General features: G+C 61.0%; 19 protein-coding genes. 9 read left to right on the top strand and 10 right to left on the bottom strand.

Translation table 11 applies throughout. From position 1 onward, the window contains the following. The first annotated feature begins 52 nt into the window (after positions 1 to 52). Positions 53 to 1,294 (top strand): hypothetical protein, encoded by a 1,242-nt coding sequence (locus tag HU743_RS05875; protein WP_186647548.1) that lies wholly within the window; start codon positions 53 to 55, stop codon positions 1,292 to 1,294. Here HU743_RS05875 and HU743_RS05870 read toward each other — a convergent pair. Both HU743_RS05870 and HU743_RS05865 read right to left on the bottom strand, forming a co-directional pair. Next, positions 1,291 to 4,455 carry a transglycosylase domain-containing protein gene (locus HU743_RS05870; protein ID WP_186647546.1) on the bottom strand — a complete coding sequence of 1,055 codons (3,165 nt, stop codon included), beginning with the start codon at positions 4,453 to 4,455 and terminating at the stop codon, positions 1,291 to 1,293. The two genes, HU743_RS05875 and HU743_RS05870, sit on opposite strands and share 4 nt — an antisense overlap. A 263-nt stretch (positions 4,456 to 4,718) precedes the next feature. Next, positions 4,719 to 5,177 carry a transposase gene (locus HU743_RS05865; protein ID WP_186647544.1) on the bottom strand — a complete coding sequence of 153 codons (459 nt, stop codon included), beginning with the start codon at positions 5,175 to 5,177 and terminating at the stop codon, positions 4,719 to 4,721. A gap of 569 nt (positions 5,178 to 5,746) precedes the next feature. Here HU743_RS05865 and HU743_RS05860 point away from each other — a divergent pair. Next, positions 5,747 to 7,168, top strand: coding sequence for an amino acid permease (locus HU743_RS05860; protein WP_186647542.1), 1,422 nt, complete (start codon positions 5,747 to 5,749; stop codon positions 7,166 to 7,168). A 104-nt stretch (positions 7,169 to 7,272) separates the two neighbouring features. Here HU743_RS05860 and HU743_RS05855 read toward each other — a convergent pair whose 3' ends face one another. Continuing rightward, the gene (locus HU743_RS05855; protein ID WP_186647541.1) at positions 7,273 to 8,892 is read right to left on the bottom strand and encodes an FMN-binding glutamate synthase family protein; all 1,620 of its coding nucleotides are present in this window, start codon (positions 8,890 to 8,892) and stop codon (positions 7,273 to 7,275) included. A gap of 170 nt (positions 8,893 to 9,062) precedes the next feature. Beyond that, positions 9,063 to 9,863 (bottom strand): LuxR C-terminal-related transcriptional regulator, encoded by an 801-nt coding sequence (locus HU743_RS05850; protein ID WP_186647539.1) that lies wholly within the window; start codon positions 9,861 to 9,863, stop codon positions 9,063 to 9,065. 125 nt (positions 9,864 to 9,988) lie between these two features. Here HU743_RS05850 and HU743_RS05845 point away from each other — a divergent pair, with 125 nt between their 5' ends. After that, complete coding sequence (locus tag HU743_RS05845) at positions 9,989 to 10,810, top strand: carbon-nitrogen hydrolase family protein (RefSeq protein ID WP_186647537.1); 822 nt, start codon at positions 9,989 to 9,991, stop codon at positions 10,808 to 10,810. A gap of 220 nt (positions 10,811 to 11,030) precedes the next feature. After that, complete coding sequence (locus tag HU743_RS05840; RefSeq protein WP_186647535.1) at positions 11,031 to 12,356, top strand: APC family permease; 1,326 nt, start codon at positions 11,031 to 11,033, stop codon at positions 12,354 to 12,356. Between the two features lie 7 nt (positions 12,357 to 12,363). On the opposite strand, the gene HU743_RS05835 is transcribed toward HU743_RS05840, so the two are convergent. The 5 genes from HU743_RS05835 to HU743_RS05815 are packed head-to-tail and all read right to left on the bottom strand — an operon-like array spanning position 12,364 to position 20,663. Beyond that, positions 12,364 to 13,767, bottom strand: coding sequence for an ATP-binding protein (locus HU743_RS05835; RefSeq protein WP_186647533.1), 1,404 nt, complete (start codon positions 13,765 to 13,767; stop codon positions 12,364 to 12,366). Continuing rightward, entirely contained in the window at positions 13,764 to 15,578 is a 1,815-nt protein-coding gene (locus HU743_RS05830) for a DAHL domain-containing protein (protein ID WP_186647531.1), read from the bottom strand. The genes HU743_RS05835 and HU743_RS05830 overlap by 4 nt, the downstream gene beginning before the upstream one ends. Further along, on the bottom strand, positions 15,575 to 16,540 hold the full coding sequence (locus HU743_RS05825) for a cytochrome c peroxidase (protein ID WP_238351695.1): 966 nt from the start codon (positions 16,538 to 16,540) through the stop codon (positions 15,575 to 15,577). Before HU743_RS05825 ends, HU743_RS05830 begins: the two co-directional genes overlap by 4 nt. Next, positions 16,537 to 18,411, bottom strand: a complete 1,875-nt coding sequence (locus HU743_RS05820; RefSeq protein WP_186647527.1) for a GGDEF and EAL domain-containing protein — start codon at positions 18,409 to 18,411, stop codon at positions 16,537 to 16,539. Before HU743_RS05820 ends, HU743_RS05825 begins: the two co-directional genes overlap by 4 nt. Further along, on the bottom strand, positions 18,408 to 20,663 hold the full coding sequence (locus tag HU743_RS05815; RefSeq protein WP_186647525.1) for an EAL domain-containing protein: 2,256 nt from the start codon (positions 20,661 to 20,663) through the stop codon (positions 18,408 to 18,410). Before HU743_RS05815 ends, HU743_RS05820 begins: the two co-directional genes overlap by 4 nt. 252 nt (positions 20,664 to 20,915) lie before the next feature. On the opposite strand from HU743_RS05815, the gene HU743_RS05810 reads away from it, so the two are divergent. From HU743_RS05810 to HU743_RS05795, 4 genes are all read left to right on the top strand, one after another. After that, positions 20,916 to 22,271, top strand: a complete 1,356-nt coding sequence (locus tag HU743_RS05810; protein WP_186647523.1) for an HD domain-containing phosphohydrolase — start codon at positions 20,916 to 20,918, stop codon at positions 22,269 to 22,271. A 67-nt stretch (positions 22,272 to 22,338) separates the two neighbouring features. Beyond that, positions 22,339 to 22,773 carry an NUDIX domain-containing protein gene (locus HU743_RS05805; RefSeq protein ID WP_186622580.1) on the top strand — a complete coding sequence of 145 codons (435 nt, stop codon included), beginning with the start codon at positions 22,339 to 22,341 and terminating at the stop codon, positions 22,771 to 22,773. Between the two features lie 23 nt (positions 22,774 to 22,796). Beyond that, positions 22,797 to 23,435 carry a LysE family translocator gene (locus HU743_RS05800; protein WP_186622582.1) on the top strand — a complete coding sequence of 213 codons (639 nt, stop codon included), beginning with the start codon at positions 22,797 to 22,799 and terminating at the stop codon, positions 23,433 to 23,435. Positions 23,436 to 23,437: 2 nt separating this feature from the next. Then, a complete protein-coding gene (locus HU743_RS05795) occupies positions 23,438 to 23,935 on the top strand; it encodes a GNAT family N-acetyltransferase (RefSeq protein WP_186633888.1) in 498 nt (165 codons plus the stop codon). Between the two features lie 172 nt (positions 23,936 to 24,107). Here the strand turns inward: HU743_RS05795 and metR are convergent, their stop codons facing one another. Continuing rightward, entirely contained in the window at positions 24,108 to 25,025 is a 918-nt protein-coding gene (gene metR, locus HU743_RS05790; protein WP_186549989.1) for a transcriptional regulator MetR, read from the bottom strand. Positions 25,026 to 25,232: 207 nt separating this feature from the next. Between metR and HU743_RS05785 the strand changes: the two genes are divergently transcribed. Further along, the gene (locus HU743_RS05785; protein ID WP_186647521.1) at positions 25,233 to 26,252 is read left to right on the top strand and encodes an alpha/beta hydrolase; all 1,020 of its coding nucleotides are present in this window, start codon (positions 25,233 to 25,235) and stop codon (positions 26,250 to 26,252) included. The last annotated feature ends 78 nt before the right edge of the window (positions 26,253 to 26,330 follow it).

The raw sequence follows: 26,330 nt of genomic DNA, 5'->3' as shown, positions 1-26,330 counted from the left end.
TGAAAGCGTACTGTATTTTGTTCAACTCCAAGACACCGAGAGCGTGAATCCTGTGGCGAATTCCATTTCGAAATCCCGACCATGGGCGGGTTTGCTGCTGGCGCTGTGGGCCGCTACCGCCGCAGCGGAAGTGCATGACATCGAAGCCACTTTCGAGCCGGACTTTGCCAATCCTCAGCGCAATAAGTTCAAGAACCAGACACCGTCCGAAGGGTTCTGCCGTCAATTGCCGGCGACCTGTGAATCGTTGGGGCTTTTCAGCCTTATCGCGCAAATACCGTTCACGGCCAATGCGCCGATTGAGGCCAACCACTCCGACCCGCGCAAGGGCGGGATGGCCAAGGTGCCATCCGAGTGGCGCGATGTCATGGTCACCCATGCTTCCGGCGACACCCATCGTGTCCAGTTAAGGATTGCCGGTATAGGACACGAGACCGCTTTACCGCGTCCGGTCAGGGAACTGACCGGCGGAGCATGGTGGGATCAATTGTGGGGAGGCGGGGCCTGGGTTTACGCACCTGCCCCGTGTCTGGGCGTCGGCCGGTCGACGGCCGGTGAATACGGCTACAACAGTTTCTGGCGAGTCCCGGAGGGCGCCGGGGTTTGTAGCAAACAGGCGAAGTTCCAGATTCCGATGTCGATGCGCTATCTCTACTTCGTTTACGGCTATGAATTGCGCACCCCCGATCCCTTGAAAATGGAGGCCGGAACCTATACCGGATCAATCAGCTACACCGTCGGCCCAAACATGGATTTCGACATGGGCGACGTGATGATTCCGGCCGACCCGCTGCTGACTCTCAATTTCAGCCTGAAAGTCACCCACACCATGAAGGTCGACATTCCGCCCGGCGGCAATCGCGTGGTGCTGGAACCTGCGGGCGGCTGGCAATCCTGGTTGAATCAGGGCCGCAAGCCGACGCGTTTGCTGCGTGACCAAGCGTTCAATCTTTCGGCCTCGAGCCGGTTCAAGATGAACCTGCAATGCCAGTATTACAGCAACAACACCTGTGCGTTATGGGAGTCGACCTCCGGCCACTCGGCCCCGCTGGAGGTCAGTGTGACGTTGCCCACCGGCCTGACAGATGGCGCCGGCCAGCCGGTCAACCGCCGTCGGTTGTTGCGTGATGGCAGCGGCACTGAGTTGTTCCAGCCGGGTTTTTATCTGGATCGCAAGGTCGGCACTTTGCACTTCGAGGTCGCGCAGGATGCGGTGGATGAAATGATCAAGCCCGGCACTGCCCGAAGCTATTCGGGCAGCGTCACGGTGATCTGGGATTCGGAGGTGGGTTAGCGGAGTGAGTCTTCGCGGCCATGCCATTCGGATTCAGCCGTTGCCGCCATCGTTACCTGAGTATTTGCAGCAGGCCGGCATTGCGAGTCGCTGCCCGGTTGCAGGTAGGGCGTCAGGATCGGCGCCATGCCCTTGAGCACCTGTGTGGGCAGGGCCGAGGTGAATTTGAAGGTCTCCGCCGAGCGCCCCGGCACGAACGCGGTGAGAGTGCCGAAATGGTGATCGCCGATGTAGAACACGAAGGTCGCGGTGCGGTTGATCGACTTCGAACTGAGGATTCTGCCGCCCGATCCGATGGCCTGTATGCGGTTATCACCGGTGCCCGTTTTGCCACCCATGGCCAATGGCGTGCCATCAGCCAATTTGAAACTGCCGGAAACACGTTTTGCGGTACCGGCATCAACAACCTGTGAAAGCGCTTCACGCATGGCCCTGGCGACTTCGACCGGCATCACGCGCTTGCCGACATGCGGGTCGTTGACCAGGCGGGTTTCATAAGGCGTGCCGGCAGCAAAATGCAGGCTGTCGATGCGCAGCGTGGGCAGGCGCACGCCGTCATTGAGGATCGTACCGATCAGTTCGGCCAGTGCCGCTGGGCGGTCGCCGGAGCTGCCGATGGCGGTGGCGAGTGACGGCACCAGGTGGTCGAACGGATAACCGACGCTCTGCCAGCGCTGGTGAATCTCAAGAAAGGCTTCGATTTCCAGCATGGTGCGGATCCGGCTGTCGCGTGCGCCCTTGTGCTTGCTCTTGAACAGCCAGCTGTAGACTTCCTGGCGCTCGAAATGGCTGGCTTTGACGATCTGGCTGAACGTCGCGTCCGGATGGTTGAGCAGGTAGCCCATCAGCCACAGATCCAGTGGATGCACCTTGGCGATGAAGCCCTGATCCGGCAGGTCGTAGCTGCCCGGGCCGTAGGCATCGTAAAGCCTGATCAGGCGATCATCGGTGAGTTTTTCGTTGAGTTTGCTGCCCTTCAGGTGCGAGCGGACAAAACTGTTGAAGTCTTTCTGATTGGCTTCGGGCAGGAGGTAGCGATGCACGGCGGCCAGGCGGATCGGCGTCGGGCGCATGCCGTCGAGGAAGGTCTCCAGTCGCGCCTGGGTGTCCTTGTTCCGGTACTTTTTCCAGAACTTGAGCAGGAACGAAGTGCCCTCGCGGTCGGCAAAACTGGCCAGGTATTCCTGACGGCGCGGGTCGCGGTCGTCCTTGAGCAGTTCGGCACTGCTGTTGGGGCCGGAGTAGGTGACGTAGCGCACCACGTCGCGCATCAGGCGAATGAACGGAAGGTTGATCGACTCGCGCAGGGCATCGCGCAGGGTCGGCAGGCGGCCGTTGTCCTCTTTGCGAAAGTTATTGAAGGTGTGCAAGCCACCGCCGGTAAAAAACGCCTCGCCGGGACTCGCCGAGTATTTGCGGTCCAGCGCTGCGCCGAGCATCTTCGACAGGTCGTGGTCCTTGTTCTGGATCAGGTAATCGAGAACCCAGCGGCTCAGGCGATCCTGCTCGGGGATCTCGACTTTTTTCAGTTCCGGCACGTCCATGGTGGCGTACTTGTCGTGCAGTTCGGCAATGATTTGCAGGTAAGTGGTCAGCACGCGCATTTTTGCGGTCGAGCCCAGTTCCAGTTTGCTGCCTTCGTTGATGTCGAACGGCTGGTCGGTGCTATCGGTCTGCACGCGTACGCGGGAGCCGTCCGGGGTCAGCTCGAACAGGGTGAAGCTGTAGCGCACCTGGGTGGTGCTGGTCGGGGTCAGCAGGCGTTCGCCGAGCAGGCCGATTTCGGCGGCGTAGGCCGGGTCGGCGAGTTTTTTCAGGTAGACGGTGGCCTGGCTCTGCAAATCGCCTTGCAGGGTGCTGGTGGCGGAAAGGTCGAGGCGATCGAGGTCATACAGCGGCCGGTTGAGCATGCTCGCCAGGCGGCTGCGGGCGACGCTGATGCCTTTGTTGGTTTCAATCGGCTGCATCGTTGGTTGGGTCTGCCAGTCGCGGTAGCTGACGGTGCTGGCCAGGGCGGCGTCGGCCAGTGCGCTGTCGATCACGCCGTTCTGCTTGAGCAGGCGCAGGTGGCTGTCGGTGAGGTTGGCGAGCTCTTCGCGGCCCTTGGTCAGGTAGTGCGATGGGCGGCGCTGGGCGATCATCAGCGAGAGCATTTCGCGCAGGGCCAGGCCTTTGGCGGCCATGCTTTGCGGATCGGTGGCCGGGCTGTTGAGTTGTTCGTTGGCCTTGTTGAAGTCGCTGCCATACCAGACCCGCAACCCTTCGGCCATGCCGTGCACTTCACCATGCCCCGGCACCGCCGACAGTGGCACGCTGTTGAGGTAGTCGCGCACAACGTTCTGCCGCGCGCCGAGGGTTTGCGGACCCTCCTGATAGGCGCGCACGCTGGCGGAGATCATCTGGCGAATCTTTTCGGCACCCGACACAGTCAGGCCATCCGGTGAATGCCGGTACTTTTCCAGTTGCGTCGCCAGCGTACTGCCACCGGCCGACTGTCCCGGCAGGCGCAGCAACTTCGCCACCTGCGACCACGCCGCCATGCCAAAGCGCGGCCAGTCCACCGCCGGGTTGGCCAACGGTTGTTTCGGGTCGAGCAGAAAGCGGTTTTCGATGAACAGCAGGCTGTTGACCACCACCGGCGGAATCGCCGCGAAGCTGGCGTACAGCTGTTGCGGATAGTTGTATTGGTACAACGGCGCGGCGCGGCAATCGGTGATTGACAACCCGGCCTGAATCTTTTCGGAATAGGGCACGAACAGGCCCTTGTCGGTGTAGCTGAGCAGGGCCGGGGAAAAACGCGTCTGCTCGGTAATCACATAATTGCGTTTGAGCAGCCGCGGCAGAAATTCGTCGAGCGAGCTGTAGCCCAGGCGCAGATCGAACGGCCCGTTGCCTGGATAACGAATCGCTTCGCTGGGGCCGGGTTCAAGCTTGTAAGTCAGCGAAGCGGCGTACTGGCTCAATTCCCGGGACTGAAAGCGCGAGGTGCGCATTTCCTTGGACGCAGCCAACCCCACGACGACCGCAATGATCACCAGCAACAACCAGAAAGCCTTCCACCCATGCCGGCGACGGCGGGTTTTTTCAGGAATAGGCGCTTCATCCACACGTTCAGTCGGAACCACGGCTTTACTCGAATCGGTTTGCCACAAAGCGCCCATAGTCGATTGATCCATTCACGCAGATTGATCGGACTTGTCTGAAGCTTAGACGGTGGTTGGCGCGGGTGAAAAAATTGTGAAGGGGCGGAGCACTGTACGATTTCTGAATAAAGCTGGATCAGGCGATTGGCACTGTGGCGAGGGAGCTTGCTCCCGCCGGGTCGCATCGCGACCCCAGAACTAGCCAACGGGCATTGACGGGTGGGCGACTGCTTCGCAGCCGAGCGGGAGCAAGCTTGCTCGCCACAATTGCGGTACGACCGTCAGAGCCAGCAGGCATCCCATAGCGGGTAGTCACCGATTTTATCGACCAGTCCGGCGCGCAAGGGGTTGGCGATGATGTAGCGGGCGAACGGCTCCCAGTCTTCGCCGTCGCGGATCGCGCGATCGTGGTAGCCGGTTTGCCAAAATGCTCCGCGGCGACTCAGGGCGCGGTTTATGGTCAGCGTGCTTCGCGACTTGACGGCTTGCATGAGACGCTCAAGGCCGGTTTCCTCAAGTTGAACAAGCCAGTGAAAATGGTCGGGCATGACAACCCACGCGATCGAGTTGACGCAGCCATCTTCATGGGCTTTACGCAGCTCTGCCACCAATAGGCGGCCAAGTCGCCAATCACTGAAGATTTTCTTGCGTTGATAAACAACGGCAGTGATCAGATACGCGCGGCCGGGTTCTGAGCAGCGTCCGCGGCGAAGTCGGTGTGAATGTAGATGTTTACGCATTCCGTTACGTCCAGTTCGAATGATCCTTCTGAAACGCTAGTTGTTGACCGGATGAGTTGGCGCTGAGAAGTCTGTGGGAGATTTCCGCGATTTGTGCAGGATGGTCAGGGAGACACACCTGTGGCGAGGGAGCTTGCTCCCGCCGGGTCGCGTAGCGCCCCCAGAACTAGCCAACGGGCATTGACGGATTGACGACTGCTTCGCAGCCGAGCGGGAGCAAGCTCCCTCGCCACAGGTGGGCGGCATGACCGACACACGGGCGGCATGACGCTGCACCATTGCTGTGCAATACTCGGCGCCTTTTTCAGTGGCGAGTCTTCCTACGCAAGGCAGGTAATGCCTTCCGCAAACCGCACTTGTGCCAAGAGTTGTCACTGAATGTTGTGGTTTATAGAGTGAAAAGACCTGCCAAAGGCTTTTTATACTGCATGCCCCGCTGATCTTGCAGGTTGCCCTGCAAGACGCGTCTGCCCACGAAGCCGACGCGGTTTCCTGCCCAGCCAAGGCCTATCGGCCGACGCTTCGAGACCCGGTGGTCATATCCAATAACAAAACGAGGTTGCACCCTTATGCCAGTCGGCAATCATCTGCCTCACGGCGAAACCGCTCAGGGCGGTCCGCTCAAACGCGAACTCGGCGAACGGCATATTCGCCTGATGGCGCTCGGTGCCTGTATCGGCGTCGGTCTGTTCCTGGGTTCGGCCAAGGCCATTGAAATGGCCGGCCCGGCAATCATGCTTTCCTACATCCTCGGCGGTCTGGCGATCCTGGTGATCATGCGCGCCCTCGGCGAGATGGCGGTGCACAACCCGGTGGCCGGTTCGTTCAGCCGCTACGCCCAAGACTATCTCGGTCCGCTGGCCGGTTTTCTCACCGGCTGGAACTACTGGTTCCTGTGGCTGGTAACCTGCGTCGCGGAAATCACCGCGGTGGCGGTGTACATGGGCATCTGGTTTCCCGATGTGCCGCGCTGGATCTGGGCCCTCGCGGCGCTGATCAGCATGGGCTCGATCAACCTGATCGCGGTCAAGGCCTTCGGTGAATTCGAGTTCTGGTTCGCCCTGATCAAGATCGTCACCATCATTGCCATGGTCATTGGCGGCGTCGGCATCATCGCCTTCGGTTTCGGCAATGACGGCGTGGCGCTGGGGATTTCCAACCTGTGGGCGCACGGCGGCTTCATGCCCAACGGCGTAACGGGCGTGCTGATGTCCCTGCAAATGGTCATGTTCGCCTACCTCGGCGTCGAGATGATCGGTTTGACCGCCGGCGAAGCGAAGAACCCGCAAAAGACCATTCCTGATGCGATCGGCTCGGTGTTCTGGCGGATTCTGCTGTTCTACGTCGGTGCGTTGTTCGTGATCCTGTCGATCTATCCGTGGAATGAAATCGGCACGCAAGGCAGCCCGTTCGTGATGACGTTCGAGCGTCTGGGCATCAAGACCGCCGCCGGCATCATCAACTTCGTGGTGATCACCGCAGCGCTGTCGTCGTGCAACGGCGGCATCTTCAGCACCGGGCGCATGCTTTACAGCCTGGCGCAGAACGGCCAGGCCCCGGCCGGTTTTGCCAAGACATCGAACAATGGCGTGCCGCGTCGTGCGCTGTTGCTGTCGATTGCGGTGTTGCTGCTGGGTGTAGTGCTCAACTATCTGGTACCGGAAAAAGTCTTCGTCTGGGTCACCTCGATCGCCACTTTCGGCGCGGTCTGGACGTGGGTGATGATCCTGCTCGCCCAACTGAAATTCCGCAAAGGCCTGAGCGCCAGCGAACGTGCCGGCCTCAAATACAAAATGTGGCTGTACCCGGTCAGTTCGTACTTTGCATTGGCGTTTCTGGTGCTGGTGGTCGGCCTGATGGCGTACTTCCCGGACACCCGCGTGGCGCTGTATGTAGGGCCGGCGTTTCTGGTGCTGCTGACGGTGTTGTTCTATGTGTTCAAGTTGCAACCGACTCAGGTGTCGCAAGACACGGCGCGTTCGGTTTCGTAACGTTCAATCGCTGAAAACAGAAAAGCCCCGGTCGTGAGTGAGACCGGGGCTTTTTCGTGAGCGCTGCACAGCGGGGAAAACTACGTGTCAGCACATTGCCAGTCTCACGCGGCTGCCACCTCATTCGGCTCAAAACTGTCCGCCCGCGCCATCTGCCACATCCGCGAATAAAACTCCCCGTTCACTTCCCCAGTGAGCAATTCCCCCGGTTTCAAGAACACATGCAGCTGCGAAAACAGCTTGATCTCGGTTGCCGACATGCGCCGCACCAGATGCTTGGCCGACAGTTGCGACGGGTGCTCAAGTCCGGCCGCCGCGAGCATTTCGGCGAGTGCCTTGAGCGTGCTGCGATGGAAGTTGTAAACCCGCTGGGCCTTGTCCGGCACCACCAGGGCGCGCTGGCGCAACGCATCCTGAGTCGCCACGCCGGTCGGGCATTTATTGGTGTGGCACGACTGCGACTGGATGCAGCCGATGGCGAACATGAAGCCGCGCGCGGAGTTGGCCCAGTCGGCGCCGATGGCCAGCACGCTGGCGATGTCGAAGGCGCTGACAATCTTGCCGCTGGCGCCGAGTTTGATCTTGTCGCGCAGGTTCAGGCCGACCAGTGTGTTGTGCACGAACAGCAGGCCTTCGCGCATCGGCACGCCGATGTGGTCGGTAAATTCTACGGGAGCGGCGCCGGTGCCGCCTTCCTTGCCGTCGACGACGATAAAGTCAGGAAGAATGCCGGTCTCGAGCATGGCCTTGGCGATGCCCATGAACTCCCATGGATGGCCGAGGCAGAATTTGAAACCCACCGGTTTTCCGCCCGACAGCTCACGCAGTTGCTGGATGAACTGCATCATTTCGATCGGCGTGGAAAATGCGCTGTGGCGTGACGGCGAGACACAGTCTTCGCCCATCAGGATGCCGCGGGTGTCGGCAATCTCTCGGGTGACCTTGTGCTTGGGCAGGATGCCGCCGTGGCCGGGTTTGGCGCCTTGGCTCATCTTGATTTCAATCATTCGCACTTGCGGATTCTGCGCCTGGACGGCGAAGCGTTCCGGGTCGAAACGGCCGTCGCTGGTGCGGCAACCAAAGTAGCCGCTGCCCAGTTCCCAGGTCAGGTCGCCGCCGTGTTCGCGGTGATACGGGCTGATGCTGCCTTCGCCGGTGTCGTGGGCGAAATTGCCAAGCTTGGCGCCCTGGTTCAGCGCGCGAATGGCATTGGCGCTGAGTGAGCCGAAGCTCATTGCCGAAATGTTGAAGATCGACGCCGAGTACGGCTGCGTGCACTGCGGCCCGCCGACGGTGACACGGAAACCGTTCGGGTCGCTCAACGGCGCCGGGCGCATCGAGTGGCCGATGAATTCGAAGCCGGACTGGTAGACATCGATCAGCGTGCCGAAGGGCTTGTCGGCGGTTTCATTCTTGGCGCGCGAGTACACCAGCGAGCGCTGGGCGCGGGAGAAGGGCAGGGCATCGCTGTCGGATTCGAGCAGGTATTGGCGAATCTCCGGGCGGATGCCTTCAACCAGATAACGGATGTTGCCCAGGATCGGATAGTTGCGGCGCACCGCGTGACGGGTCTGCAACAAGTCGAAAACGCCGAGCAGGCTCAGCACGGCAGTCACGGCGGTGAGCGGCCACAGCCAGTCGTGTTCGAGAAAAGGCAGGCTGGCGAGGGTGAAAATCACACAGGCGGCAAAGAAGGCGTAGCGGCTCAGCAGCGACAGGCTCATACGGTTTCCTTGGGTTCGGACTCGAATATTCAGCGAAGATTTTGGGATATACACATTCCCCTGTAGGAGTGAGCCTGCTCGCGATAGCGGTATATCAGCTACAAAAGTTTCGCTGACCTGGCGCCATCGCGAGCAGGCTCACTCCTACAAAAGGCAACAATACCCGGCGCTCAGGCGCTCTGCGCCTGCAGAAAAATCGAAAACAGCTCGGACTGGGACTTGATCCCCAGCTTGCTGTACATGTGTTTCTTATGGACTTTCACGGTTTCCACGGAGATTTCCAGCTTACGGGCGATTTCTTTACTGGAGCAACCGCTGAGCATCAAGCGCCCGACATCCAGCTCGCGCGCGGTCAACTGTGCGCCCTTGAGCCGTTGCACCGACGCTTCCAGTTGCACCCGCCAGTCTGTCTGCGCAGGCGCGGCGGCGAGGGCCACGGTTTCGTTGATCTCGTATGGTAGGCGTTGGCGCAACAGACCCAGCACCCATGGCTGAATCAAAGACAGCAAAGCGATCTGTTCGCCAGTGAAACGTTTTTCACTGCCCAGCGACAGGCACAGCGTGCGCTCGCCTTCGAGCTGGCAATTGAACTGGATTTCGTCGGCCACCACATTCAGACGAAAGTATCGCTGGTAATACTCGGTCAGCTCGAAATGCTCCGGGGCAACTTCCGACAGGCGATACAGGCCGGTGCGCGATTGCTCGCGGCAGGCGATGTAGAACGGGTCGAGCAGGTACAGACCGCGCAGATAATCCTGAAACAACGGATCAGGACTGCCGTCCTCACCGGGGCATTCGGCGAAGACTTGAGGATGCTGGTCGGCACTGAACAGCAGCACCACCCAGCTATCGAACACCACGTACTGCTCGAGCAGACGCACCAGTTGCGCCCAGAAATTCGGCTTGTCGAGTGCGTCGATCAATTGCCCGACGGCGCGGTGCCAAGTGATGTCATTCAACGAAAGTGTCATCGATCTACCCCTATCGGGTTACCCCGGCCGCGTGATTCCCTGGCCGGTTGCTTGCTGCGCATACTGGCCCACAGACAGTCACCGGGCAATCTTTCAAGGCCCGGCGCACATAACAAGGAATGCCCATGAAAGTCGAACTCGCCCAACTGGCGGGCCGTGACCACGACACGGCTTACAACCTCCAACGCGCGCTGGCGGCGATTGCTGCCTGCGCGGCTGATACGCAGATGATCGTATTTCCGGAAACTCACCTGATGGGCTTCCCCAACGCTGAAACCGTGGCGCAGATCGCCGAACCGCTCGACGGCCCGACCGTCAGCGCCGTGCTCGCAGCAGCGCGTGAGCGCGATATAGCGGTGGTCATCGGCATGGCCGAGAGCGACAGCGGGCGCTTCTACAACACCACTTTGCTGATCACCCCCGAAGGCATCGCCCTGAAATACCGCAAGACCCACCTGTGGGCCTCGGATCGTGGCGTATTCGAAGCCGGCGACCGTTACGCCACCTGCGTGTGGAACGGCGTGCGCGTCGGCCTGTTGATCTGCTACGACATCGAGTTCCCGGAAACCGCCCGCGCCCTCGCGCAACTGGGGGTGGAATTGCTCATCGTCACCAACGGCAACATGGACCCGTACGGCCCGACCCACCGCACCGCGATCATGGCCCGCGCTCAGGAAAACCAGGCGTTTGCGCTGATGGTCAATCGTGTCGAGGCGGGGGATGACGGTCTGGTGTTTGCCGGTGGCAGTGCGCTGGTGGATCCGCTGGGGACGCTGCTGTTCGAGGCCGGACGGGAGGAGGGGCAGTTCGGGGTCGAGCTGGATTTCGCTCAACTGGAAATTGCGCGCAAGGATTATCGCTATCTGGATGATCAGCGTCTGAAGTTGCCGGGGGAGAGGGTGGAGCAGGCTTCTGGTGTGCGGGAGCTGCTGATTCCTGCGCGTTGATCCGAATGCTGCATCGTGCCGGCTGACGTCTTCGCGGGCAAGCCCGCTCCCACAGAGGGGCTGGGCGTACAAAAAAATTGTGTTCCCCTCGGACACTGTGGGAGCGGGCTTGCCCGCGAAGAGGCCCGCTCAAACAGCATAAAAACAACAAAGTCACACCCGAAATTTTCGCCGAATCCGGCTCTGCCATAAATCCAATAACATTCGGAGTAAGACGCCCATGGCTCGTTTGCAACGCACCCTTTCGCTAGGGTCGGTGGTGCTGTTTGGCATCGCCTACATGACGCCGATCATTGTCCTCGGCACCTTCGGCATCCTCGCCCAGGCCACTGTCGGCATGGTCCCGGCGGCCTACCTGGCAGCACTGGTGGCAATGTTCTTCACCGCCATGAGTTACGGACGCATGGCCGCCGCTTTCCCGGTGGCCGGCTCGGCTTACAGCTATGTACGCAAGGCAATCAGCCCGAAACTCGGTTTCATTGCCGGGTGGGCGGTGTTGCTCGATTACCTGTTTCTGCCCATGGCCATCTGGTTGATCGGCTCGGCCTACCTGGCTTCGGCGTTCCCGTCGATCCCGCAGTGGATCTGGGTGCTGGCGTTCATCGGCATCACCAGTGCGATCAATATCATCGGCTTGAAACTGGCCAATGGCATCAACGCCTTGCTGATGCTGGTGCAGTTCCTCGTGCTGATCGCGTTCGTTGCGCTGTGCATTCACTACATCGGCGGCGATGCCAGCACGCCGCTATGGTCGATCAAACCGTTCTTCAACGGCGACATGCAGATGCCGCTGATCATGAGCGGCGCGGCGATTGCCTGCTATTCGTTCCTCGGCTTCGACGCGGTCAGTACCCTGACCGAAGAAACCCGCGATCCGCGCCGCACCATTCCCCGGGCGATCATGCTGATCACCCTGATCGGCGGTTTGATCTTCGTCGGCGTCTCGTACTTTGTGCAAATCGCACATCCGTCGTTCCAGTTCGACAGCGTCGATTCGGCAGCCTATGAAATCGCCCGCAACATCGGCGGCGATCTGTTTGTGTCGATCTTCCTCATTGGTCTGATCGTCGGCCAGTTCGCCTCAGGCTTGTCGGCGCAGGCCAGCGGTTCGCGGCTGCTGTTCGCCATGGGCCGAGACGGGGTCTTGCCGAAGTCGTTTTTCGGCACCTTGCACGCGCGCTTCGGTACCCCGGTCAACAGCATTCTGCTGTGCGCGGCAGTGGCGTTGCTGGCGCTGAAACTCGACGTCACCACCTCGACTTCGTTCATTAACTTCGGCGCGTTCCTGGCGTTCAGCCTGGTCAACCTGTCGGTGATTTTCCACTACTGGATCGGCGGCGAGAAAAAAGGTCCGCGCGAGCTGCTGCTGTTTTTGTTCTGCCCGCTGATCGGCCTCGTTGCGGATTTGTGGCTGATGGTCAGCCTCGATCATCTGGCGGTCTGGCTGGGGCTGAGCTGGTTGGCGATTGGCGTGGTGTACCTCGCAGTGCTCACCGGTGGCTTCCGTCGTCAGCCGCCGGAACTGGATTTTCAGGAAGCGGGCTGAATGTGCCTCAAACGGCCAGTCGGTTCTGGCGTATGGGCAGTTCGACACGGAATGTCGTTCCCACGCCCAATTCGCTGCGAACCTGAATATCGCCGCCGTGTTTTTTCACGATGCCATAGGACAGCGACAGCCCGAGCCCCGTACCCTGGCCGACCGGTTTGGTGGTAAAGAACGGATCGAAGATTTTCTGCAGCGTGTCCGCAGGAATGCCCGAACCGGTGTCGACGACTTCGATCCAGACGTTGTCGCCCTCGACGCCGGTGCGCAAGGTAATGGTGCCGCGCTCCGGACCCATGGCCTGCGCGGCGTTGACCACCAGGTTCATGATGACCTGATTGATTTGCGAGGGCAGGCATTCGATGTCCGGCAGAGGCTGGTAATCCTTGACCAGATCGGCCTTGTATTTGAGTTCGCTGGCGACGATGTTCAGGGTCGATTCGATGCCTTGCTGCAGATTCGCCCATTGCCATTGCTGCTGGGTGTCGACGCGGGAGAAGTCTTTCAAGTCCTTGACGATCTGCCCGACCCGGCCGATGCCCTCCTTGGATTCACGGATCAGCAGCGGGATGTCTTCGAGAAGAAAGTCCAGTTCGGCCGCTTCGCGCTGTTGCTGCAAACGGACGGCGGACTCGCCGCCCAGGCTTTGACCGATGCTGTGGTAGGCATCGAATAGGGGACGCAGCTGATTGAAATAACCGTCGAGGGTGCCGAGGTTGGAAGAAATGAAGCCGATCGGGTTGTTGATTTCGTGGGCGACCCCCGCCGCCAATTGCCCCAGCGAGGCGAGTTTTTCCGACTGCACCAGTTGCCCTTCCAGTTGTTTGCGCTCGTCGATTTCCCGCTGCAAGTCTTCGCTGGCCTGCTTGAACTGGGCGGTGCGCTGATCGACCAGATGTTCCAGATGGTGCATCTGCAGCGAGGCTCTTTCGGTCATCTGCCATTTGGTCAGCAGCGTGTTGGCCATCTGCTGGACTTCGATGTTGTCGAAGGGTTTTTTCAGGATCAGCAAGCGATCGTGGGCCTGGAGTCGGTCGAGCAATTCGTCCCAGGAATAATCCGAATAGGCGGTACACACCACCACCTGTAATTGCGGATCGTGCTGCCAAAGGTGTTCGATGGTTTTTGCGCCGTCCCAGCCATCGGGCATGCGCATGTCGACGAACGCCAGTGCATAGGGGCGTTGTTCCTGTAGGGCCTGGATCAGTTTGCCCAGGCCTTCCTCGCCGCCGTAGGCCGAGTCCAGTTCGAACAGCGGCCGCTCGGGCCGGGCCTGGGCGCCAAACAGCGCGGCTTCCATTTCGTCCAGCTCCACCGACTGCGGTGTGGCGGGCATGAGTATCTTGCGAAAATCCTCGTGAATCGACGGCATGTCGTCGATCAGCAGAATGCGGCGGTTCGACAGCTCGCTCATGCGTTCTCCGTGACGGTGATCAAGGGTATCTGCAAGGTGAACAGCGCACCTGTGCCCGGCCCGTCGCTGTGGGCGGTGAGATGGCCGTTCATTTCGATGGCTGCCAGCGCACAGCTGTGCAAGCCGAAGCCGTGGCCTTCCTTGCGGGTGGTAAAACCGTGGGCAAAGATCCGCGTCATGTTCTCGGCGGCGATGCCTTCGCCGTCGTCCTTGACGCTGATTTCGAGAAAGCGCTCATCGACAGTCCTGACGCCCAGAGTCATGGTGCGCGGACGATTGCTCAGGTCCGACATCGCGTATTTGGCGTTGCTGATGAGGTTGATCAGAATCAGCAGCAGACGGTGTTTGTCGCCCATCACTTGCGGCACGTCGTCGTAGGCCTTGACCACGGTGACGTGATGCCGGGTCAGCGCGCCGGCGTTCATGCGCAAGGCATCTTCGAGCAACTGATCGATGTACAGCGGTTCGGTCATGCTGCTGGCGCCGGCGTAGGACTGCTGGGTAGCGACGATGTCCTTGATATGATCGACGCTTTTGCTCATCTGGGTCAGTTCGTCGGCCATTTCCTGCTGTTCCTGAGCGATGGCGGTGACCAGTTGATTGAGATAGCCGGGCAGCAGTTTGCCCTTGGCGTCTTCACTGAGAAACACCCCCAGGTCATCGGGATGGTCATTGATCAATTGCATGGCTTTGCCCAGGCCCTGGGTCTTGCTGTTGCGCAATTTGCGCGCGATCAGGTCAGACGAAATGTTCACGCTGTTGAGGACGTTGCCGACGTTGTGCAGCACATTGGTCGCGATTTCCGCCATGCCGGCCTGACGGGCTGCGTCGAGCAGTTCGCTCTGGGCATTGCGCAGCTCGCGGGTGCGTTCCTCGACCCGTTGCTCCAGCACATCGTTGGCAGTCTGCAACGCCGCGTTGACCCGGTTGATTTCCGCGAAGCTGCCGATCAGACGGATCGCCAGCCACACCAGTGACAACATCAGCAGCACAGAAAACAGCAGCAGGTAGAAGTGATACTGGCGGTCGGTTATCTCGACGCGCCGCTGGTCGCGATCGAGCAGGGTGGTGAGGCTGTCCAGCTGTTCGGCGACGGGGATGGCCTCGATGCTTTCGAGTAACTGATTGACCACCGGCTGCTCCCGGGCAATCAGAGCGATGTGGTTGCTGAGGATTCTGATCGGGGCCTTGAAATCCGCTGGCAGGCGTTCGGCGTTAACCGCCAGTTTGTTCAGGCCCAGCTCGATTTCGGCGGCTTTTTCCACAGTGGTGACCTGGGCGTATTCCAGGGTGCTGAGCAGCAGGTCGTAGGTGTCGGTGACGATGTTCTGTTGCTGCAGTTTGTCGAAATCGGACAGCGCGGCGAGTTGCTGCTGAATGTCGTCCTCGGCGGTCGGCAGAAACGCCAGTGAGTTGCGCAGCAGGGCGTTATGCGACTTGAACTGTTCGACCAGGCGGGTCTTTTCCTGCATCGCCTGCAAAAAGGCTTCATGGGCGCCGTTCCATTGCGCCAGGTCGTTGCGACCGTGGCCGGATTCCAGTGAATCGAACTGCGCCCAGAGCCGGTTCATCTCGTTCATCGGCGACACCAGCGGGTCGTAGTTGTGCGAAATCGCTACCCTGGCCTTGAGGATCTCGTTTTCCCACAGCGAGTCCTGCTGCTTGATCTGCCGGATCAGATCCCGCGACTCGGTGTAAGTCATGGTCTGCTCGGAGTTGGACTTGAGGTACAGAAACAGCAGCACCGAGGCCAGCGCCAGGGCAATCAGGGCGAGCAGCAACAGGCTGCGCCGGCGTGAAATGTCGATCATGGCTTGCCCTCCGTCTTGCCGGTCAGGGTCTTGAGAAACTGGATGATCAGGGTTTTGTCTTCCGCGCTGGGCATGCGGCCCAACTGGTACTGGAACATGATATCCACAGCCCGCTCGAGGTCGGCTGCCGAGCCGTCATGGAAGTACGGTGCGGTCAGCGCGACATTACGCAGGCTCGGCACTTTGAACACCGCACGATCGGCCTCGTCGGCGGTGACATTGAAGCGCCCTTGGTCAGCCGATGTCGGGTTGCCGCGGTCGGCGATGTAGTCGCCGAACACGCCGAATTTCTGGAACATGTTGCCGCCGATATTCACGCCCTGATGGCAGGCGATGCAGCCGTAATCCTTGAAGCGCTGATAACCCTGTTTTTCCTCATAGCTGATGGCGGCGGTATCGCCCAGCAGGTATTGATCGAAACGCGAACCGGGGGTCAGCAAGGTACGTTCGAAGGCAGCCAGCGCCTGCTGGATATTGGCCCGGGTCACGCCGTCCGGGTACGCCGCGGCGAAGTCCCGGCGATAACCGGCGTCGCTGGCGATCCGCTCGATCACGGTCTTCCAGTCGCTGCCCATTTCGTGAGGACTGGTGATGACGATGTTGCTCTGTTCCTCCAGCGTTTCGACGCGACCGTCCCAGAACTGGCGGAAGTTGAGGCTGGCGTTGAATACCGTCGGCGTGTTGACCGCCACGGGTTTGCCGTCGAAGCCCAGTGAAAGCGCTCGGCTGTCGGCACCGTTGTGCTCCAGTTGATGGCAACTGGCACAGGACAAGGTGTTGTTGACCGATAATCTGGGGTCATGAAACAGCTGCCGTCCGAGGGCCACGCGTCCGGCATCCTGGCGGGGCACCTCGGGCAGCGGTTTGAGCGGCTCGTTCAACGGTTCGGCGATGGCGCTGGCAGCGCCGCCGCTCAGCAGCAGCGCGAGGGCATAGGGCACCAGGCCCGTCGACCGATTCATGGTGCGCTCCACGGTGCACATTCTCCCGACGCCAGCCAGCGGGCGAAGGTATCTGCCGGCAAGGCTTCGCTGAAATAAAACCCTTGGCCTTCTTCACAGTGATGGGCCTTGAGAAAGGCCAGTTGTTCGGCGGTTTCGATCCCTTCGGCGATGACGTTCAAACCCAGGCTCTTGCCCAGGTTGATGATCGCGCTGACCAGCGCGGCGTCGTGACTGTCGCTACTCAGCCCGCGAATGAACGACTGATCGATTTTCAGCACATCAATGGGAAAGCGGCGTAGATAACTCAGGCTGGAATAACCGGTGCCGAAGTCGTCGATGGCCAGCCGTGTACCCAGCGCCTTCAACCGATTGAGCGCGGTCAGGGTGGCCTCGACGTTTTGCATCAGCACACCTTCGGTGATTTCCAGCTCCAGCCATTCGGCGGCCAGGTTGTTTTGCTTCAGCGCCTGTTCGACACCGTCAACGAAGTCGCGTTGGCGAAAGTCGATGGGCGAGGTGTTGATTGACAGGCGAATCGGCGGCAGTCCGGCCAGTTGCCATTCGCGCAGCTGACGACAGGCCTCATTCAGCACCCATTTGCTCAACGGCACGATCAGACCAGTGTCCTCGGCCACCGGGATAAATGCCGAGGGATACACCCAGCCATGCCCCGGTTTCTGCCAGCGCACCAGCGCCTCGGCCCCGACCACGCGGGCGCTGCGCAGGTCGACTTTGGGTTGATAGTGCAGGACCAGTTCTTGCGCTTGCAGGGCCCGGCGCAGACCTGATTCGATGCTGTGCTGTTCCCGGGCGTGCTGGTTCATGGCTTCGATGAAAAAGCCGATTTCATCGGGACCGTGCTCCTTGACGTTGCGCATCGCGGTTTCGGCTTTTTTGATCAGCTCGATGGCGTCCAGCCCGTCTTCGGGGTAAACGCTGATGCCCAGGCTGGCGGTAACGCTGACGTCATGCCCGGCAATCGTCTGCGGTGCACGAATGGCCGCGAGCAGTTTTTCTGCGACGCCGTGGGTTTGCTGCGGGTGGTTGATGTCGTTGAGGATCACCACGAATTCGTCGGCGCCGTAGCGAAAGACCGAGTCCGAATCGCGCAGGCAAAGCGTTAATTGCCGCGCGGTGCATTTGAGCATCTCGTCGCCCGCCGGATGGCCCAGGGCATGGTTGATGCGTTTGAAGCGGTCGAGACCGAGAAACATCACCACCAGTTGCTTGTCATGGCGCCGGCAGACCGCCAGCGCCTGACTCAGGCGATCGCCGAGCAGCGTGCTGTTGGGCAGTCCCGTGAGGGCGTCGTATTGCAGCAGGTGCGAGACCTTGAGCAGTTCATGCACCCGCGCCTCGATGGTTTGCTCAAGGGCGAGCATCTTCAATGCCGCGTCCTGCGCCAGTTGCCATTTCCAGGTCAGAGCGTTGGCCATCTGACGGATTTCCAGGCTGTCGAACGGCTTTTTCAGAATCAGCAATTGATCGCCGAACGCCAGCCGTTCGGCCATGGCTTCCCAGCTGTAATCGCTGTAAGCGGTGCATAAGGCGATTTGCAGGTTCGGATCGACCTGCCAGAGCTGCTCGATGGTTTCCAGGCCATCCCAGCCGGGCGGCATGCGCATGTCGATGAAGGCCAGGGCATACGGGGTGCCGGCGGCAAGGGCGCGCTCGACCAGGGCCAGGGCTTCCTGGCCCTGATAGGCGGAATCGAGCTGGAAGGTCAGGTGCGCCGACGGGTGGGTGCCGAACAGCGTCTGCTCCAGTTGCTGCAAATCGGCCGGGTCCTGCGCCTGTGGCGCGAGAATCTTGCGGAAGTCAGCATGGATCGCCGGCGTGTCGTCGATGATCAGAATGCGTCGGTTGGTCTGCGGGAACGGGTTCTTCATGCCTCATTCCCCTTCGGCGGCAATTCGCTGTTGCGCAGCAGTTGCTCCGCCTGTTCGGCGCTGACCGCCTCGCTGAAGTACAACCCCTGCGCGCTGGAAAGTGGCGCTTCGCTCCCCTCGATCAGCGGCGCCTCGGGGGCTGTGTGACCTTCGGTAATGATGCCGATGTCCAGATCCCGGGCGAAGTTGACGATCGCACGCAGGGCGTTGGCGCTGGCCGGATCCCTGCTCGCGCTGTCGATGAACGTCTGAGCCAGTTTGAGGTGATTGACCCGGTAGGTTTTCAGGTAATCGAATGATGAGTACTCGGTGCCGAAGTCATCGATGGCGATGGTCACGCCCAGCTCGCGCAAACGCGGCAACACATCGTTGTGGGTCCACTTGGTCTGCGCCAGCGTGGCCTCGGTGACATCGAAGCGCAGGTCCCACGGCGCGAGTTCCCAGCGTGCGGTGGTGCGCAGTACGTCGTAGATCAGTTCCGGACCGCTTTTGAGTTGCGCCAGGGACAGCTTGATCGCCATCACCGGCGGGGCCACGCCTTCATCGCGCCACAGGCGCATCTGGCGACAGGCCCGGTCTAGGACCCAGCGCCCGAGCGCAATGATCGCGCCGGTGCGTTGCGCCGCCGGCACAAACGCGCTGGCCGGCAGCAGGCCCAGACGCGGATGCTGCCAGACGATCTGCGCCTCCATGCCGAGAATCCGGCGGCTGTGCAGATCCACTTCCGGCGCGTAGTTGAGGGTCAGTTCGTCGCCGTCCAGCGCCGTCAGCAACTCGCTGGCCAGGGTCATGCGTTCAGCCACCTCCCGGGAGATCTCGGCGCAGTGGAAGTGATATTGGTTGCGGCCCATTTCCTTGGCGCGGTACAGCGCCATGTCGGCCTGCCCGAGCAGGCTGTCGGGGTCGAGGCTGGCCGCGGTGTAGGTGCTGATGCCGATGCTCACCGACACGTGCAGGGCATTGCCGGCCAGGTGATAGGGCGCCAGCAGCGTGTCGCGGATGTTGTTGGCCATGGCCGCCGATTGGGTCGGGTCGCTGACGTCCAGTTGCACAATCGCGAACTCGTCGCCACCGAGGCGCGCGACCACGTCGTTTTCGCGCACGCTGGCCTTGATGCGCCGGGCGACTTCCTGCAACAGCAGATCACCCACCGGGTGGCCGAGGGTGTCGTTGATCCGCTTGAAGTGGTCCAGGTCCAGATAAAACACGGCGAACGGCGCGGCGCCCCGACGCGCGGCAGCGAAGGCCTGGTGCAGCCGCTCAATCAGCGTCGCGCGATTGGCGAGCCCGGTCAGGCCATCGGAGCGGGCCAGCAAGGCGAGTTTTTCCTCGGCCACGCGGCGTTCGGTGATGTCGAGGATGATGCCCTCGACTTCGAGCAGGCGGCCGTCATCGTCGCGCACCGGGATATAGCGGTTTTCCACCCAGCGCCAGGTGCCGTCCCCGGTGCGCATACGAAACTCGATCGAAGCGCCCAGCGCGTGCCGGTCAAGGACCCGGGCCATGGCCGCATCGACGCTGGCCTGGTCGTCGGGATGAATCAATGCTTGTGCCCAGTTGGGCGAACGCACCAGTTCTGCCGCGACATGGCCATAACGGGTGATGTTGTGGGAGATGTACATCAGCGGAAACGACGGCTCGCCGCGCAGCCGGTAAAGGATGGTCGGGCTGTTCTGCACAATGATGTTGGCGTCGGACAGCTCCCGGGTGCGCTCCTCGACGGCTTGTTCCAGCAGGTTCATTTTCAGCGCGGCGTCTTCGGTCATTTGCCATTTGACCGTGAGGGCGCTGGCCATCTGGCGGATCTCGATGGCGTCGAAGGGTTTTTTCAGGATCAGCAGGCGGTCGTTCAGCGCCAGGCGCTGGTCGATGTCTTCCCAGGAATAGTCGGAATACGCCGTGCACAGCGCGACCTGCAATTTCGGGTCGGCCTGCCACAGCCGTTCGATGGTTTCCAGGCCGTCCCAGCCCGGCGGCATGCGCATGTCGATAAAAGCCATGGCATAGGGCCGCTGATTGGCCAGCGCGGCTTCGATCTTTTCCAGCGCCTGGTGGCCCTGGAAGGCCGAATCCAGTTCGAAGCGCAGGGTCGGCGCCGCCGACGGGGTGCCGAACAATAGATTTTCGGTGGCGCCCAACCCGTCATCGTCAAGCGCGATCGGACTAAGGATCTTGGCGAAGTCCTCATGGATCGACGCACTGTCGTCAACGATGAGTACGCGCCGATTGATCTGCGTAAGTGGCGCGTTCATGCCGTGCTGCTTGCGATTTCATACGCGGTTGTCGTCAAGAGCATCCCTTTCCCTTATTGCCTAGCCTATCAGCGGACGGAACCGCTCACTGTCTTGAGCGTAGTTGGCCGTTCGTCACTTTGCCTGCGCATCCAGGCAGAAGTTTTGCGTGAGCAATCGGCAAAATCATCTAGCCTTTAAGGCAGATGCGGGTCGGTGCCGGGGGCAGAGCGCCGCGTCGTTGACGTCCACTGTTGCGCTTGAGGCCATACCATGGAAGAACAAACCACCTCGACGAGCCAGCGCCCCAAGGTGCTGCTGGTCGATGACGAAGAATCGATTCTCAACAGTCTGCGCCGCCTGTTGCGCGGCCAGCCCTACGATGTCCTTTTGGCCACCAGCGGTGCCCAGGCGCTGGAGATACTGGCGCAGCAGCCAGTGGACCTGGTGATGAGTGACGCGCGCATGCCGAACATGGACGGCGCCTCGTTGCTGGCGCAGGTCCGTCAGCGCTGGCCGGCGACGATGCGCATCATGCTCACCGGCTATGCCGATCCGACGGCGATCATCAAGGCGATCAATGACGGGCAGATCCACCGCTACATCAGCAAACCGTGGAATGACGAAGAACTGCTGGTGATTCTGCGCCAGTCGCTGGAACACCAGCATTCCGAGCGCGAGCGTCAGCGCCTGGAGCGCCTGGCCCGGGTGCAGAACGATCAGCTCAAGCTGCTCAACAGCACGCTGGAGAAGCACGTCGCCGCGCGTACCGCCGAGTTGCAGCAGACCGCCGACATGCTCGATCTGGCTTACGAAGAACTCAAACACAGCTACGTCACTGGCACCGAAGTGTTCTCCCTGCTGGCCAATCTGCGTCTGCCGCCGGCCAAACAGACCAACCGGCAAATCATCGAACTGGTGCGCGGCTACAGCAAGGCGCATGGCCTGGACGAAGCCACCAGTCGCGACCTGGCCATGGCGGCCGCCCTGTATAACATTGGCAAACTTAGCTGGCCCGACACCATGATGGTCACGCCGTCGGATCTGCTGCACTCCGCTGAGCGCGAGCGTTATCGCGGATATCCGAAGCAGAGCGAATCGCTGTTGATGACACTCGATCCGATGAAGGATGCCGCGCGGCTGATCCTCCATCATCAGGAGCGCTGGGACGGCAGCGGCTTTCCCGATCGCCTCAAGGGCGAGGCGATTCCGTTCGGCTCGCGCTTGTTGAAGCTGGCGGTGGACTTTGTCGAACTGCAACGCGGGCTGATTCTCGAACGGCAGATGAACAGCGACGAAGCGCTGCTTTACCTGCGTCAGTACAGTGGCCGTCTGTACGACCCGGAACTGGTCGAGGACTTCATCCAGGTGTGCGCGGCATTCCTCAGCGATATCACCCTGATCGACCCGGACGTCAAGGTCGTGACCACCCGCGAGCTGACAGCCGGAACAGTGCTGGCGCGTAACCTCAACGCCGATAACGGCATGCTCCTGCTCAACGCCGGCAAGGTACTCAGTGCTCCGCTGATTGAAAAGCTGATTGCTTTCGAAGCGATGGAGGGCGGCAAGTATCAGGTTTTTGTCAAAGTGCCGCAGGACGAGCCGGGCTTGCTGCAGGCTGAGGGCTGAAGGGCATGACGAGACAGGGGCGGGCGTGGGATCCTTGGTTTTTTTGACCCAGGGACTGTTGTCACCCATGACGCTCGCATCTGTCGCTTCCGCTCAAACTATCCACATCGCCGCCGCGCTGCTGCTGAATGCGCAGGGCCAGACCCTGTTGGTACGCAAGCGCGGCACCACAGCGTTCATGCAGCCGGGCGGCAAGATCGAACCCCGGGAATTACCGGTGCACGCGCTGGCTCGCGAGCTGGAGGAAGAACTGGGCCTGCGTATCGATGCGACGCAGGCTGCGTTCCTCGGTGAGTTTGCGGCGCCGGCTGCGAATGAGCCTGGGTATGTCGTCTGCGCACAGATTTTTCAATTGACGATCGATGCCGAGGTTTGCCCGGCCGCTGAAATCGAAGAGGTGATCTGGGTCGACCCGGCCACTGATCCGGCGGTTGATCTGGCACCATTGACACGCGACCTGATCCTGCCGTTTTATCGGCGCTCGCTGACCGCACTCGCCTGATCATTCACGCAAAGGACTTTGCCATGATCCCGCTTCCAGACCTGCTGATTTTCGCCGCTGCCGCGTTGCTGATGGTACTGACGCCGGGGCCGAACATGATTTATCTGATCTCGCGCTCGATTTGTCAGGGCCGCCGGGCCGGGGTGACTTCATTGCTGGGCGTGGTTGGCGGATTCTTTGTGCATATGTTCGCCGCCGCGGCCGGGTTGACGGCGGTGTTCCTCGCCGTGCCGATGGCCTATGAAGTGCTGAAGTGGGCGGGGGCGCTGTACCTGCTGTGGCTGGCTTGGCAAGCAGTCAAACCCGGGGCGCGTTCGCCGTTCGAGGCGCAACAACTGCCGCCGGACTCGTCACGCAAACTGATCACCATGGGCTTTCTCACCAGTGCGCTGAACCCGAAAATCGCCGTGTTCTATCTGTCGGTGTTTCCGCAGTTCATCAGCCCTGAACACGGCTCGGTGTTCGTCCAGAGCGTTGTTCTGGGGCTGACGCAGATCAGCGTCAGTTTTACCGTCAACCTGCTGATCGCGCTGTTTGCGGCGGGCATTGCCTCATGGTTCGTGCGTAACCCGACGTGGCTGGCGATGCAGCGTTATTTCATGGGGTTGGTGCTCGGCGGTCTGGCCGTACGGCTGATGCTCGAACAGCGCAGGACGGCCTGAACATGTGGATCGAGCGGCTCGATGCCAGCCATGCCCTGGCGTATCGCGAACGCATGCTTGAAGCCTATGACCGCCACCCGCAGGCGTTCACTTCCAGCGTGCGTGAGCGTGCGGTGATGCCGCTGAGCTGGTGGGAAGGGCGCTTGACCAGCAAACTCGATGTGCTGCTCGGCGCCTTTGACGGCGGCACGCTGGCCGGCATTGTCGGCCTCGCGCTCGAACCCAGGGAAAAGGCCCGCCATAAAGTTACTTTGTTCGGCATGTATGTCTCGACTGACTTCCGCCAGCAGGGCCTGGGTTTCGAGCTGGTACAGGCGGCCCTCCTCGAAGCACAAAACCATGCCGGGCTGAAAGTCATCCAGCTCACCGTCACTGCCGGCAACGATGCCGCCTTCAAGCTGTACCAACGCTGCGGCTTCATCCAGTTCGGCCTGGAACCGCTGGCGGTGCGGGTAGGCGAGGATTACTTCGACAAAATCCACATGTGGCGCCAGCTCTGACACAGCGCTGCTCTTGTTCCCTTGTGGGAGCGAGCTTGCTCGCGAAGGGGCCTTGTCAGCCGCCGCAGATATTGCCTGGCCCACCGCTTTCGCGAGCAGGCTCGCTCCCACAGTTTGACCGCATTTCTCCAGTCCAAACGGCGGTCCCATAGGGGATTTGTTGTGGATGTGCTCAGCGCACGGCGCTGACGCCATCGAGTGTTGAGAACGAGGTGTCCTTGGCGGTCAGCAGGAAGTCGCGCATGTATGGGGCGTCCAGCATGTCCGTGCGGATCGCTGCGTACAGCGTCGCGAACAATCCTTTCTCGCCCAGGCGCTTGGCCTTCACGTAACCGCGCGAGCTGTATTCGTGCAGGGCCCAGTGCGGCATGCCGCAGACGCCGCGGCCGCTGGCGACCAGTTGCATCATCATCACCGTCAGCTCCGAGGTGCGCACCTGCGCCGGCTCGATGTCGGCAGGTTCGAGGAACCGGGTGAAGATGTCCAGGCGGTCGCGTTCCACCGGATAAGTAATCAGCGTTTCCGTCAGCAGATCGTCGGGCACGATGTACGGCTTGCTCGCCAGCGCATGTTGGTTGGCCACCGCCAGCATGGCTTCGTAAGTGAACAGCGGCACGTAGGTAATGCCGGCGATGTCCAGCGGATCGGAGGTCACCACCAGGTCCAGATCACCACGGGCCAGGGCTGGCAGCGGTGCGAAGGAAAAACCCGAGGCCAGGTCGAGTTCGACTTCCGGCCACGCGTCACGAAACTGATCGATGGTGGGCATCAGCCACTGAAAGCAGCTGTGGCATTCGATGGCCATGTGCAGACGCCCGGCGGTCCCGCCGGCCAGTCGGCTGATGTCGCGCTCGGCGGCACGCAACAGCGGCAGGGTGGCGTCAGCCAGTTGCAGCAGGCGCAGGCCGGCGCTGGTGAAACGCACCGGTTTGGTCTTGCGCACGAACAACGCCATGCCCAGGCGCTCTTCCAGTTCCTTGAACTGGTGGGAGAGCGCCGACTGGGTCAGGTGCAGGCGATCGGCGGCGTCGACCAGGCTGTCGGCTTCGCGCAGGGCGTGCAGGGTTTTCAGGTGACGGATCTCAAGCACCGCAGGTCTCCATGAGTAGAACTCGTGATCAAATTAAAGATGTTGAGTTTGTCTCATGTTGAACCGGCTGTCGATGGCGCAACGTAGTCTCCGGGCCAGTGACCGCTCGGCGCTGTTCATCAAACTGTCACGCAACTGTGGCAGCGCGCTCGCACAAATATCATCAGACTCGCGCTCTACTGGGGTTCTGCGTTTTGGTGTTTTTTCATGCGTGTATTGTTCTTTCTGGCCGCGCTGTTGGTCGGCCTGCCGTCGCTGGCGGCTTCGCGTTGTGATGTGAATGTGCCGACCGAGCGGGTCGACCTGCCGGCGGTGAGCATCGCCTATCAGAGCATCGGCCGTGCCTCGGATCCGGCCTTGCTGCTGGTCATGGGCCTTGGCGGTCAGTTGATTCACTGGCCGGACGAAGTGGTTGTGGCGTTGTGTCAGCAAGGTTTTCGGATCATCCGTTACGACAACCGCGATGTCGGCCTGTCGACCTGGCGCCAACCTCCGGTCGAGGCCAATCTGACGTTTGAAGTGTTGCGCTACAAACTCGGCCTGCCGGTTTCGGCGCCCTATAGCCTGACGGACATGGCCGACGATGCATTGGGGTTGATGAGCGCGCTGAAGGTCGAGCGCTTTCATGTGCTGGGCGCGAGCATGGGCGGGATGATCGCCCAGCACATGGCGGCGATGGCACCGCAACGGGTCGAAAGCCTGACGCTGCTGATGACCACTTCCGGGGCCGCTGGCTTGCCGGCACCGAATGCGGCGTTGGTGCAGCTGTTGTCGCGGCGCGGCGCACCGAACCGTCAGGTGGCGCTGGAACAACAGGCTGATCTGCTCGCGGCACTGGGTAGCCCGGCGGTAAGCGATGATCGCCAAGCGTTATTGCAACAGGCCGCGGCTTCCTATGACCGCGCGTTCAACCCTGAGGGCGTCAAGCGGCAGATCATGGCGATTCTCGCCGAGCCAAGTCGAGTGGCGTTGCTCAATCAACTGCGCGTGCCGACGCTGGTGGTGCATGGCACGGCCGATCCGTTGCTGCCGGTGATGCACGGTGTGCATCTGGCGGCGCATATCCAGGGCAGTCAGTTGAAACTGATTCCGGGGCTGGCCCATCGGTTTCAGGAGGCGTTCAAGGAACCGCTGCTGGCGGCGGTGTTGCCATATCTTCAGGCGCACCGTGAGGACACTTCGCACTGGGCGCGGGTCGAGCCGGTGGAAAAGGGGAACTTGCTTTAACTGAAAGTTTTGCGGTGATCGTTCGGCCCCTTCGCGAGCAGGCTCGCTCCCACATTTGCAATGCATTCCCCTGTGGGA

It is taken from the genome of Pseudomonas sp. SWRI99, from assembly GCF_014270125.1.
GTDB classification, from domain to species: Bacteria; Pseudomonadota; Gammaproteobacteria; order Pseudomonadales; family Pseudomonadaceae; genus Aquipseudomonas; species Aquipseudomonas hamedanensis.
The sequence above is the reverse complement of the archived record's forward strand: the minus strand, read 5'-3'. Positions and strand labels throughout refer to the sequence as shown.